Source organism: Bacillus sp. WP8 (genome assembly GCF_000800825.1).
Classification (GTDB): domain Bacteria; phylum Bacillota; class Bacilli; order Bacillales; family Bacillaceae; genus Bacillus; species Bacillus safensis.
The window spans coordinates 125,253-138,589 of record NZ_CP010075.1; the positions used below are offsets into that span (position 1 = coordinate 125,253).

8 protein-coding genes are annotated in these 13,337 nt (G+C 42.9%); all 8 read left to right on the forward strand.

The window, feature by feature from the left end:
- Window position 1 precedes the first annotated feature (1 nt).
- Complete coding sequence (gene rpoB / locus QR42_RS00680; protein WP_003217223.1) at window positions 2–3,583, forward strand: DNA-directed RNA polymerase subunit beta; 3,582 nt, start codon at window positions 2–4, stop codon at window positions 3,581–3,583.
- A gap of 61 nt (window positions 3,584–3,644) precedes the next feature.
- The gene (rpoC, locus tag QR42_RS00685) at window positions 3,645–7,244 is read left to right on the forward strand and encodes a DNA-directed RNA polymerase subunit beta' (protein ID WP_039175975.1); all 3,600 of its coding nucleotides are present in this window, start codon (window positions 3,645–3,647) and stop codon (window positions 7,242–7,244) included.
- Between the two features lie 145 nt (window positions 7,245–7,389).
- Window positions 7,390–7,638 carry a 50S ribosomal protein L7ae-like protein gene (locus tag QR42_RS00690; protein WP_024425593.1) on the forward strand — a complete coding sequence of 83 codons (249 nt, stop codon included), beginning with the start codon at window positions 7,390–7,392 and terminating at the stop codon, window positions 7,636–7,638.
- Between the two features lie 113 nt (window positions 7,639–7,751).
- Complete coding sequence (gene rpsL, locus QR42_RS00695; RefSeq protein ID WP_003216962.1) at window positions 7,752–8,171, forward strand: 30S ribosomal protein S12; 420 nt, start codon at window positions 7,752–7,754, stop codon at window positions 8,169–8,171.
- 121 nt (window positions 8,172–8,292) lie between these two features.
- Complete coding sequence (gene rpsG / locus QR42_RS00700; RefSeq protein ID WP_003216884.1) at window positions 8,293–8,763, forward strand: 30S ribosomal protein S7; 471 nt, start codon at window positions 8,293–8,295, stop codon at window positions 8,761–8,763.
- Window positions 8,764–8,817: 54 nt separating this feature from the next.
- On the forward strand, window positions 8,818–10,896 hold the full coding sequence (gene fusA, locus QR42_RS00705) for an elongation factor G (protein ID WP_039175978.1): 2,079 nt from the start codon (window positions 8,818–8,820) through the stop codon (window positions 10,894–10,896).
- Window positions 10,897–11,014: 118 nt separating this feature from the next.
- Window positions 11,015–12,205 carry an elongation factor Tu gene (tuf, locus tag QR42_RS00710; protein ID WP_034283892.1) on the forward strand — a complete coding sequence of 397 codons (1,191 nt, stop codon included), beginning with the start codon at window positions 11,015–11,017 and terminating at the stop codon, window positions 12,203–12,205.
- 110 nt (window positions 12,206–12,315) lie between these two features.
- Window positions 12,316–13,275 carry an alpha/beta fold hydrolase gene (locus tag QR42_RS00715; protein WP_039175981.1) on the forward strand — a complete coding sequence of 320 codons (960 nt, stop codon included), beginning with the start codon at window positions 12,316–12,318 and terminating at the stop codon, window positions 13,273–13,275.
- Window positions 13,276–13,337: the final 62 nt, after the last annotated feature.

Consider the following 13,337-nt stretch of genomic DNA (forward strand, 5'->3'; position numbering starts at 1 on the left):
GTTGACAGGTCAACTAGTTCAGTATGGACGACACCGCCAGCGCAGAAGCTACGCACGCATAAGCGAAGTGTTAGAATTACCAAATCTCATTGAAATTCAAACCTCTTCTTATCAGTGGTTTCTTGATGAGGGTCTTAGAGAGATGTTTCAAGATATATCCCCAATTGAGGATTTTACTGGTAACCTTTCTCTTGAATTCATTGATTACAGCCTAGGGGATCCTAAGTATCCTGTAGCAGAATCAAAAGAACGTGATGTAACTTACTCTGCTCCACTAAGAGTAAAAGTTCGTTTAATTAACAAAGAAACTGGAGAAGTAAAAGACCAAGACGTGTTCATGGGTGATTTCCCAATCATGACAGACACAGGTACTTTTATCATTAATGGTGCGGAACGTGTAATCGTTTCTCAGTTAGTGCGTTCTCCAAGTGTATATTTCAGTGGTAAAGTAGACAAAAACGGTAAAAAAGGTTTTACTGCGACTGTCATTCCAAACCGTGGCGCATGGTTAGAATACGAAACTGATGCGAAGGATGTAGTCTATGTACGCATCGATCGCACACGTAAGTTGCCGGTTACGGTTCTTTTGCGTGCTCTCGGCTTCAGCTCTGATCAAGAGATTCTTGACCTCATTGGCGAGAATGAATACTTACGCAACACGCTGGAAAAAGACAATACAGAGAATGCGGATAAAGCACTTCTCGAAATCTACGAGCGCCTCCGCCCTGGAGAGCCGCCAACTGTTGAAAATGCGAAAAGCTTGCTAGACTCTCGCTTCTTCGATCCGAAGAGATATGACCTAGCAAATGTTGGACGCTACAAGATTAATAAGAAGCTTCATATTAAAAATAGACTGTTCAATCAAAAATTGGCTGAAACGTTAGTTGACCCTGAAACAGGTGAAATTCTAGCAGAAAAAGGTCAAATTTTAGACAGAAGAGTTCTTGATAAAGTTCTTCCATACTTAGAAAACGGCATCGGATTTAGAAAGCTTTATCCTAATGGTGGCGTAGTAGAAGATGAAGTAGAACTTCAATCTATTAAGATTTATGCACCGTCTGATCAAGAAGGCGAGCAAGTGATTAACGTGATTGGAAATGCATATGTAGAGGAAGCTGTGAAAAACATCACGCCTTCTGACATCATTGCATCAATCAGTTACTTCTTCAACCTTCTTCATGGTGTAGGTGACACAGATGATATCGACCACCTTGGTAACCGTCGTCTGCGTTCCGTAGGTGAACTTCTGCAAAACCAATTCCGTATTGGTTTAAGCAGAATGGAGCGTGTTGTTCGTGAAAGAATGTCAATTCAAGACACAAACACAATCACACCTCAGCAGCTGATCAACATTCGTCCTGTGATCGCTTCTATCAAAGAGTTCTTTGGTAGTTCTCAGCTATCTCAGTTCATGGATCAAACAAACCCGCTTGCTGAATTGACGCACAAACGTCGTCTGTCAGCGCTTGGACCGGGTGGTTTGACACGTGAGCGTGCAGGAATGGAAGTTCGTGACGTTCACTACTCTCACTATGGACGTATGTGTCCGATTGAAACACCAGAGGGTCCAAACATTGGTTTGATCAACTCTCTATCTTCATTCGCAAAAGTGAATCGCTTCGGATTTATCGAAACACCTTACCGCCGGGTTGATCCTGAAACTGGTAAAGTGACACCGAGAATCGATTACTTAACTGCTGATGAAGAGGATAACTACGTAGTAGCACAAGCGAACGCTATATTAGGTGAAGATGGTTCGTTTATTGATGATAATATCATTGCTCGTTTCAGAGGGGAAAACACCGTTGTTCCTCGAAACCGCGTTGACTACATGGACGTTTCGCCAAAGCAGGTTGTTTCTGCAGCGACAGCATGTATCCCATTCTTAGAAAACGATGACTCTAACCGTGCTCTAATGGGAGCGAACATGCAGCGTCAGGCTGTGCCTTTGATGCAGCCAGAATCACCGATTGTTGGTACAGGTATGGAGTACGTATCAGGTAAAGACTCTGGTGCTGCTGTCATCTGCCGTTACCCAGGTGTTGTAGAACGCGTAGAAGCAAAAAATATTTGGGTTCGCCGTTATGAAGACGTTGACGGACAACAAGTCAAAGGAAACCTAGACAAATACAGCTTGCTGAAATTTGTCCGCTCTAACCAAGGGACTTGCTACAACCAGCGTCCTATCGTAAGTGTTGGAGATGAAGTCGTTAAAGGAGAAATCCTTGCAGACGGACCTTCTATGGAAAAAGGTGAATTGGCTCTAGGACGTAACGTTATGGTCGGATTCATGACTTGGGACGGTTACAACTACGAGGATGCGATCATCATGAGTGAGCGCCTTGTAAAAGATGACGTCTACACGTCTATTCATATTGAAGAATATGAATCAGAAGCTCGTGATACAAAGCTTGGACCAGAAGAAATCACTCGTGATATTCCAAACGTTGGGGAAGATGCTTTACGCAACCTTGACGAGCGCGGAATCATCCGTATTGGTGCAGAAGTAAAAGACGGAGATCTTCTTGTAGGGAAAGTAACGCCTAAAGGTGTAACAGAACTAACAGCTGAAGAACGTCTATTACATGCAATCTTCGGTGAAAAGGCTCGTGAAGTGCGTGATACGTCTCTACGTGTTCCACACGGCGGCGGCGGAATTATCCACGATGTAAAAGTCTTTAACCGTGAAGATGGAGATGAATTGCCTCCAGGTGTAAACCAGTTAGTCCGCGTATACATCGTTCAGAAGCGTAAAATTTCTGAAGGTGACAAAATGGCCGGACGACATGGTAACAAAGGGGTTATCTCTAAAATCCTTCCAGAAGAAGATATGCCGTATCTTCCAGACGGAACACCGATCGATATCATGTTGAACCCACTAGGGGTACCATCTCGTATGAACATCGGTCAGGTACTTGAGCTTCATATGGGTATGGCTGCACGTTACCTTGGCATCCACATTGCGTCACCAGTATTTGATGGTGCGCGCGAGGAAGATGTTTGGGAAACGCTTGAAGAAGCAGGTATGTCTCGTGATGCGAAAACAGTCCTTTATGATGGTCGAACTGGTGAACCATTCGACAACCGTGTATCTGTCGGAATCATGTACATGATCAAACTGGCTCACATGGTTGACGATAAACTTCACGCTCGTTCAACTGGACCATACTCACTTGTTACGCAGCAGCCACTTGGCGGTAAAGCACAGTTTGGTGGTCAGCGTTTCGGAGAGATGGAAGTATGGGCACTTGAAGCTTACGGTGCAGCATATACACTTCAAGAGATCTTAACAGTTAAATCGGATGACGTTGTGGGTCGTGTGAAAACATACGAAGCCATCGTCAAAGGGGATAACGTACCTGAACCAGGTGTCCCTGAATCATTCAAAGTGTTAATCAAAGAACTTCAAAGTTTAGGTATGGATGTGAAAATCCTATCTGGCGATGAAGAAGAGATAGAAATGAGAGATTTAGAAGACGATGAGGAAACGAAGAAAGCAGACGGATTAGCGTTATCTAATGACGAAGATGCTGCAGACCTCGCACCTGTCGATCTTGAACGTGACGCAGTCACAAAAGAATAGCAGAAACGATTAGAGCAAGTGACTAGGGTATAACCCGAAGATTAAAAGGGAGGTAGGCCCCTTGCTAGATGTGAACAATTTTGAGTATATGAACATCGGTCTCGCATCACCTGATAAAATCCGTTCTTGGTCTTTTGGTGAAGTGAAAAAGCCTGAAACGATTAACTATCGTACACTGAAACCTGAAAAAGATGGTCTCTTTTGTGAACGTATCTTCGGACCACAAAAAGACTGGGAATGTCATTGTGGGAAGTATAAACGCGTTCGGTATAAGGGTGTTGTATGTGACCGTTGTGGTGTAGAAGTAACACGGGCAAAAGTCCGTCGTGAGAGAATGGGGCATATCGAACTGGCTGCCCCAGTTTCCCACATTTGGTATTTCAAAGGTATCCCAAGCCGTATGGGTCTTGTTCTTGATATGTCACCACGTGCGTTAGAAGAAGTGATCTACTTCGCTTCTTACGTCGTGACAGATCCGGGCAACACACCGCTGGAGAAGAAACAACTTCTTTCTGAGAAAGAATTCCGTGCTTATTTAGATAAATACGGTAATACATTCCAAGCAGCTATGGGTGCAGAAGCAATCAACAAACTTCTTCAAGATATCGATCTTGTAAAAGAAGTAGATACACTGAAAGAAGAGCTGAAAACTGCTCAAGGACAGCGTCGTACACGTGCGATCAAACGCCTTGAGGTATTAGAAGCCTTCCGTAACTCAGGAAACAAACCATCTTGGATGATTCTTGATGTACTTCCGGTGATTCCGCCAGAATTACGTCCAATGGTTCAGCTTGATGGTGGACGTTTTGCTACTTCTGACTTGAACGACCTTTATCGTCGTGTCATCAACCGTAACAATCGTCTGAAGCGTTTATTAGATCTTGGCGCGCCAAGCATCATCGTTCAGAACGAGAAGCGTATGCTTCAAGAAGCTGTCGATGCCTTGATTGATAATGGACGTAGAGGCCGACCAGTAACAGGACCAGGAAATAGACCATTGAAATCTCTTTCTCACATGCTGAAAGGGAAACAAGGACGTTTCCGTCAAAACTTGCTTGGTAAACGTGTTGACTATTCTGGACGTTCCGTTATCGTCGTAGGACCACATTTGAAAATGTATCAGTGTGGACTTCCGAAAGAAATGGCTCTTGAATTATTCAAACCATTCGTGATGAAGGAGCTTGTTGAAAAAGGATTAGCTCACAACATCAAGAGTGCGAAGCGTAAAATCGAGCGCGTGCAGCCAGAAGTATGGGATGTTTTAGAATCAGTTATTCGTGAGCATCCAGTCTTACTAAACCGCGCACCGACTCTTCACAGACTTGGTATTCAAGCGTTTGAACCTACACTTGTGGAAGGACGCGCAATTCGTCTGCATCCACTTGTATGTACAGCCTACAACGCTGACTTTGACGGTGACCAAATGGCGGTTCACGTACCATTATCTGCTGAAGCTCAAGCTGAAGCTCGTATCTTAATGCTTGCTGCTCAAAACATTTTGAACCCGAAAGATGGAAAACCAGTTGTTACGCCATCTCAGGATATGGTGCTTGGTAACTACTACCTTACACTTGAGCGCAAAGGTGCTATCGGAGAAGGTATGGTCTTCAAAGATACTGACGAAGCCCTTCTTGCTTATCAAAATGGTTATGTGCATCTTCATACACGTGTAGCTGTTGCAGCTAGCTCGTTGAAGAATGTGACATTCACTGATGAACAGCGTTCTAAATTGTTGATTACAACAGTTGGAAAACTGATCTTTAACGAAATCTTACCGGAATCATTCCCATACATGAATGAGCCGACAAAGAGCAATATTGAAGAAAAAACGCCTGATCGTTTCTTCCTTGAAAAAGGTGAGGATGTAAAAGCTGCGATCGAGAAACAAGAAATCAATGCACCGTTCAAAAAAGGTATTTTAGGTAAAATCATTGCAGAAATCTTTAAGAGATTCCATATCACTGAGACATCTAAAATGCTTGACCGCATGAAAAATCTTGGTTTCAGATACTCTACTAAAGCCGGTATTACGGTTGGTGTGTCTGATATCGTCGTATTAGATGATAAGCAGCAAATTCTTGAAGAAGCACAAGCAAAAGTAGATAACGTCATGAAGCAATTCAGACGTGGTTTGATTACTGAAGAAGAGCGTTATGAGAGAGTTATTTCAATCTGGAGTTCTTCTAAAGATGTCATCCAAGGTAAACTGATGAAGTCCCTTGATGAAGTCAACCCAATCTACATGATGAGTGACTCTGGAGCGCGTGGTAACGCATCTAACTTCACTCAGCTGGCTGGTATGCGTGGTCTGATGGCCAACCCGGCTGGACGTATCATTGAACTTCCGATTAAATCTAGTTTCCGTGAAGGTTTAACCGTATTGGAATACTTTATTTCCACTCACGGTGCGCGTAAAGGTCTTGCCGATACAGCTCTTAAAACAGCTGACTCAGGTTACCTCACGCGTCGTCTCGTTGACGTTGCACAGGATGTCATCATCCGTGAAACAGATTGCGGAACAGACCGTGGAATCTTGGCGAAGTCCATTAAAGAAGGAAATGAAATTATTGAGAAGCTTGAAGAACGTCTGATCGGACGTTTTGCAAGAAAACCAATTGTTCATCCTGAAACAGGCGAAGTCATTGTAGCCGAAAACGAACTAATTGATGAAGATAAAGCACTTGAAGTAGTTGAAGCAGGAATTGAGGAAGTATGGATCCGTTCTGCATTTACATGTAACACGCCTCATGGTGTATGTAAACGATGCTACGGCCGTAACCTTGCAACTGGTACTGACGTTGAAGTCGGTGAAGCAGTTGGAATCATCGCTGCACAATCAATCGGTGAGCCAGGAACTCAGCTTACAATGCGTACGTTCCACACCGGTGGGGTAGCAGGAGACGATATCACTCAAGGTTTACCTCGTATCCAAGAGCTGTTTGAAGCGCGTAATCCGAAAGGGCAAGCGACAATTTCTGAAATTGACGGTGTCGTTGCTGAAATTAACGATGTTCGTGACAAGCAGCAGGAAATTGTGGTTCAAGGCGAAGTTGAAACTCGCTCTTACACAGCTCCTTACAATGCACGTCTAAAAGTTGTTGAAGGTGACAAAGTCACTCGTGGTCAAGTGCTTACAGAAGGTTCAATCGATCCGAAAGAACTTCTTAAAGTGACTGACATGACAGCTGTTCAAGAATATCTGCTTCATGAAGTACAAAAAGTATACCGTATGCAAGGGGTAGAAATCGGAGATAAGCACGTAGAGGTAATGGTTCGCCAAATGCTTCGTAAAGTGCGTGTCGCTGATGCAGGGGATACAGATGTATTACCAGGCACACTTCTTGATGTACATCAATTCACTGAAGCAAACAAAAAAGTACTATTCGAAGGCAAACGTCCTGCAACAGGTCGTCCAGTTCTTCTTGGTATTACAAAAGCTTCGCTTGAAACAGACTCATTCTTGTCTGCGGCATCCTTCCAAGAAACGACTCGTGTCCTAACAGATGCAGCGATCAAAGGAAAACGTGATGAACTGCTTGGCTTGAAAGAGAATGTTATCATTGGTAAACTTGTTCCTGCTGGAACGGGAATGCCGAACTACCGTAAAGTTAAGCCGGTTTCGCAAGTGCAGCCGTCTGACGACATGGTTCCTGTAGAGTAATCTTTCTCGTGAGATTCCTATAAAATCATCAAAAAATGGTGAAGGATGTCAAGATAATCTGTCATACCATATTGACATCCTTCTGCCATGATGATAATATAACCAAGGTGCTCAAAATAAAACCTGTTACTTTGGAGGATATTCGATGTCTTATGATAAAGTATCACAGGCTCAATCCATTATTATTGGTACGAAGCAAACAGTAAAAGCTCTGAAACGAGATTCAGTAAAGGAAGTCGTCGTAGCGAAAGATGCTGATCCTGCTTTAACTGCTAGTGTATTGAAACTAGCGCAAGAGAAGGGTGTAGACATTTTAGTGGTAGATTCCATGAAAAAGCTCGGCAAGGCCTGCGGAATTGAAGTTGGGGCAGCAGCTGTTGCCATTATGTTATAACGTACTTGTTTTGTTTTTGCATGCTTAAAATGCAAAAGCATTGTTTTTTGCCTTTTGATGAACCACCTGGGTATGTGGGTTATAAAAAAAGTAATGAAGGGAGGAATAACAACATGCCTACAATTAATCAGCTAATACGCAAAGGACGCGTGAGTAAAGTTGAAAACTCAAAGTCACCTGCACTTAACAAAGGATACAACAGTTTCAAAAAAGAGCACACTAACGTAACATCTCCACAGAAGCGCGGGGTTTGTACTCGTGTCGGTACAATGACACCGAAAAAACCAAACTCAGCACTACGTAAATATGCTCGTGTACGTTTGTCTAACCTGATTGAGGTAACAGCTTACATTCCTGGTATCGGACATAACCTACAAGAGCACAGTGTAGTACTTATCCGTGGCGGACGTGTAAAAGACTTACCGGGTGTACGTTACCACATCGTTCGTGGTGCGCTTGATACTGCCGGAGTTGACGGTCGTATGCAAGGACGTTCTAAATACGGAACAAAACGCCCTAAACAAAGCAAATAATACAAACAAACATAAGGGTTTTTAGAAGTTGATATCAGATCAGTGGAGTCAGGTAACTGACAATGATATTGAGATGAGAGACAGATAGAAATCCTTTTAAAAGAGAAGGGAGGCTATTCAGATGCCACGTAAAGGTCCTGTAGCAAAAAGAGACGTATTGCCAGATCCAATTTACAATTCTAAACTTGTATCTCGTTTGATCAACAAAATGATGATCGACGGTAAAAGAGGAAAGTCACAAACTATTCTCTACAAGTCATTTGATATCATCAAAGAACGTACTGGTAATGAAGCGATGGAGGTTTTCGAACAAGCCTTGAAAAACATCATGCCAGTTCTTGAAGTTAAAGCACGTCGTGTAGGTGGAGCTAACTACCAAGTTCCTGTAGAAGTTCGCCCAGACCGTCGTACTACTTTAGGTCTTCGCTGGTTAGTAAACTACGCTCGTCTTCGTGGAGAAAAAACGATGGAAGAGCGTCTTGCTAACGAAATCCTTGACGCAGCTAACAACACTGGTGCTGCTGTTAAGAAACGTGAAGACACACACAAAATGGCAGAAGCGAACAAAGCATTCGCTCACTACCGCTGGTAGGATTTATACCAAACTAAAAAAACTATTCCCTAATGAGGAAGGAGAAATTACCCAATGGCAAGAGAGTTCTCCTTAGACAAAACTCGTAATATTGGTATCATGGCTCACATCGATGCCGGTAAAACGACAACGACTGAGCGTATCTTGTACTACACTGGTCGTATCCATAAAATTGGTGAAACTCACGAAGGAGCTTCACAAATGGACTGGATGGAGCAGGAGCAAGAACGTGGTATTACAATCACTTCTGCTGCTACTACAGCACAATGGAAAGGTTACCGTGTAAACATCATCGATACACCAGGACACGTAGACTTCACTGTTGAAGTTGAACGTTCTTTACGTGTACTTGATGGTGCGGTTGCTGTCCTTGATGCACAATCAGGTGTAGAGCCACAAACTGAAACAGTTTGGCGCCAAGCAACAACTTACGGAGTACCTCGTATCGTATTCGTTAACAAAATGGATAAAACCGGTGCGGACTTCCTATACTCTGTAAGCACATTAAGAGATCGTCTTCAAGCGAACGCTCATGCAATTCAATTGCCGATCGGCGCTGAAGATCAATTCGAAGGAATCATCGACCTTGTAGAAAACGTAGCATACTTCTACGAAGATGACCTTGGAACTCGCTCTGATGCTAAAGAAATCCCTGCTGAGTATAAAGACAAAGCTGAAGAGCTTCGCAGCAGCCTAATTGAAGCTGTCGCTGAGCTTGATGAAGAGCTTATGGAAAAATACCTTGAGGGTGAAGAAATTACAATTCCTGAATTGAAAGCTGCAATCCGTAAAGGAACGTTGAATGTTGAATTCTACCCAGTTCTTGTTGGATCTGCTTTCAAAAACAAAGGTGTTCAGCTTGTACTTGACGCTGTGCTTGACTACCTTCCTGCACCAACTGATGTTGCTGCAATCAAAGGTATCCTGCCAGATTCAAATGAAGAGGTTGTTCGTGAGTCTACTGATGACGCACCATTCGCAGCTCTTGCATTTAAAGTTATGACTGACCCTTATGTTGGGAAACTAACTTTCTTCCGCGTATACTCTGGAACACTTGATTCTGGTTCATACGTGAAGAACTCTTCTAAGAACAAGCGTGAACGTGTTGGACGTATCCTTCAAATGCACGCAAACAGCCGTGAAGAAATCTCTACTGTATACGCAGGGGATATCGCAGCAGCTGTAGGTCTTAAAGATACATCTACTGGTGACACTCTTTGTGACGAGAAAGATCTTGTTATCCTTGAGTCTATGGAATTCCCAGAGCCAGTTATCGATGTAGCTATCGAGCCTAAATCAAAGGCTGACCAGGATAAAATGGGTATCGCTTTAGCTAAACTAGCTGAAGAGGATCCAACATTCCGTACACAAACAAACCCTGAAACTGGTCAAACGATCATCTCTGGTATGGGTGAGCTTCACCTTGATATCATTGTTGACCGTATGAAGCGTGAGTTCAAGGTTGAAGCTAACGTAGGTGCTCCTCAAGTTGCGTACCGTGAAACATTCCGTTCTGGTGCAAAAGTTGAAGGTAAATTCGTACGTCAGTCTGGTGGACGCGGTCAGTTCGGACACGTTTGGATCGAATTCGAACCAAACGAAGAAGGCGCAGGCTTTGAATTTGAAAATGCAATCGTCGGTGGGGTTGTTCCACGTGAATACATCCCAGCAATTCAAGCAGGTCTTGAAGACTCACTTGAAAATGGTGTATTAGCTGGATTCCCATTAATCGACATCAAAGCAAAATTATTTGATGGATCTTACCACGATGTTGACTCGAACGAAATGGCGTTCAAAATTGCTGCATCTATGGCATTGAAAAATGCTGTCAGCAAATGTAACCCAGTTCTACTTGAGCCAATGATGAAAGTGGAAGTTGTTATCCCTGAAGAATACATGGGAGACATCATGGGTGATATCACATCTCGTCGTGGACGTGTAGAAGGTATGGAAGCTCGCGGTAACGCTCAAGTTGTTCGCGCTATGGTTCCACTTTCTGAAATGTTCGGATATGCAACTGCACTCCGTTCTAACACACAAGGACGCGGTACTTTCACTATGCACATGGATCACTACGAAGAAGTGCCTAAGAGCATCAGTGAAGAAATCATCAAAAAAAATAAAGGTGAATAATTGATTTTGCCTTTAAACTAAAGTATAACTACTATTGAAGATCAGAAAGTGAGAGGTAACTCTTCACTTTCTATCACTCTATACCAAATACAATGAACCTTTAAGGAGGATTTTTAGAATGGCTAAAGAAAAATTCGACCGTTCCAAATCGCATGCTAACATTGGTACAATTGGACACGTTGACCATGGTAAAACAACTCTAACTGCTGCTATCTCAACAGTTCTTCATAAGAAATCTGGTAAAGGTACAGCTATGGCTTATGACCAAATCGATGGTGCTCCAGAAGAGCGCGAGCGTGGAATCACAATCTCAACTGCACACGTTGAGTATGAAACTGAAACTCGTCACTATGCTCACGTAGACTGCCCAGGACACGCTGACTATGTTAAAAACATGATCACTGGTGCTGCTCAAATGGACGGCGCGATCTTAGTAGTATCTGCTGCTGACGGTCCAATGCCACAAACACGTGAGCACATCCTACTTTCTCGTAACGTAGGTGTACCTTACATCGTAGTATTCCTTAACAAATGTGACATGGTTGACGATGAAGAGTTACTTGAACTTGTTGAAATGGAAGTTCGTGACCTTCTTTCTGACTATGACTTCCCTGGTGACGATGTACCAGTTATTAAAGGTTCTGCTCTTAAAGCTCTTGAAGGAGATGCTGATTACGAAGCAAAAATCTTTGAACTTATGGATGCGGTTGATGAGTACATCCCAACTCCAGAGCGTGACACTGAGAAGCCATTCATGATGCCAGTTGAGGACGTATTCTCAATCACTGGTCGTGGAACAGTTGCTACTGGTCGTGTTGAGCGTGGACAAGTTAAAGTCGGTGACGAAGTTGAAATCATCGGTCTTCAAGAAGAAAACGGTAAAACAACTGTTACAGGTGTTGAAATGTTCCGTAAACTTCTTGACTATGCTGAAGCTGGTGACAACATCGGTGCACTACTTCGTGGTGTATCTCGTGAAGATATCCAACGTGGTCAAGTACTTGCTAAACCAGGTACAATCACTCCACATAGCCGTTTCAAAGCTGAAGTTTATGTACTTTCTAAAGAAGAGGGTGGACGTCATACTCCATTCTTCGCTAACTACCGTCCGCAGTTCTACTTCCGTACAACTGACGTAACTGGTATCGTACATCTTCCAGAAGGTACTGAAATGGTAATGCCTGGCGATAACACTGAGATGGAAGTTGAACTTATCTCTACTATCGCTATCGAAGAAGGAACTCGTTTCTCTATCCGTGAGGGTGGACGTACTGTAGGTTCTGGCGTCGTTTCAACTATCATTAAGTAATTAAACATACAAAAGAGACTCCTTGCAAAAGGGTCTCTTTTTTTGCTTTTCCAGATCAGAACGGCTACTATAAGCTATAGAATCTAAATGGAACCGAGAGGATCGCTGGAATGGCAAAGACATATTTGAAAAAATGGTTGATCGGCGGGATTGACCAATGGATTATGATGAAAGAAGATGAGACGAGTGAAACAAAGCCTGTACTTTTATTTTTACACGGCGGGCCCGGCTCAGCTCAAATCAGTTATATTGATTCCTTTCACGAGGAACTTGATCAGGACTTTACAGTTGTCCATTGGGATCAGCGAGGCGCAGGACTTTCCTATCAAGAGAATCTTCCCGATGCATCGATGACCATTCAGCAATTTATTGAAGACACGATTGAACTGACTGAGAAGCTCCTATCATATCTAGGTCACTCAAAATTGTATATCGCAGGATACTCGTGGGGATCATTAATTGCCATACAAGCAGTACATAAGCGTCCAGATATTTATCATGCTTATTACGGGATTAGTCAGGTAGTAGATGTGTTAAAGGAAGATATCGTATCGTACGAGCTTCTTATGAAGAAATACCATCGCAATCGGCTGTTTACTGGGTGTCTGCGATTACTGACGCCGCCTCCTTGGAAACGGACATCAGCTCATGCCTTGTTCTCTCTATATAAAGAGTTTGCAAGCGTAGGTCTCACACATAGATGGAAGCCGGTTTTTCAAATGCTAAAAGGGTTTCTTTTTAGTAAGCAATATCGGCTGAAAGATAAATGGAAGTTCATGAAAGGGCAGAAATTTAGTCAAAACAAGCTATGGGATCAGTTAATGAATGAGAGTATTCAATACCGAGTTTCTACTATATTAATACCGTGCTACTTTCTCATTGGTGATCACGACATGATTACCCCAGCTGCTGTATCAAAACCATATGTTGATCAATTAAAAGCACCCATCAAAGAATGGTTTACCTTTAAAGACTCTGCCCATTCCCCGCATATCGAGGAGCCAGATGAATTTATACGTATCATCAGAAAGACTGCTATACATCATCTTCAGGGAAAGCTTGATTTATAGGCTGAATCCCTGTATAATATGAAAAGTGTGCAAATCATAAATTTATCCGATTTATTATTGCA

Bases quoted from the DNA above. Each gene is read 5' to 3' on its own strand.
- QR42_RS00690 (WP_024425593.1), top strand. From the start codon at position 7,390: ATGTCTTATGATAAAGTATCACAGGCTCAATCCATTATTATTGGTACG.
- rpsL (WP_003216962.1), top strand. From the start codon at position 7,752: ATGCCTACAATTAATCAGCTAATACGCAAAGGACGCGTGAGTAAAGTT.
- rpsG (WP_003216884.1), top strand. From the start codon at position 8,293: ATGCCACGTAAAGGTCCTGTAGCAAAAAGAGACGTATTGCCAGATCCA.
- fusA (WP_039175978.1), top strand. From the start codon at position 8,818: ATGGCAAGAGAGTTCTCCTTAGACAAAACTCGTAATATTGGTATCATG.
- tuf (WP_034283892.1), top strand. From the start codon at position 11,015: ATGGCTAAAGAAAAATTCGACCGTTCCAAATCGCATGCTAACATTGGT.
- QR42_RS00715 (WP_039175981.1), top strand. From the start codon at position 12,316: ATGGCAAAGACATATTTGAAAAAATGGTTGATCGGCGGGATTGACCAA.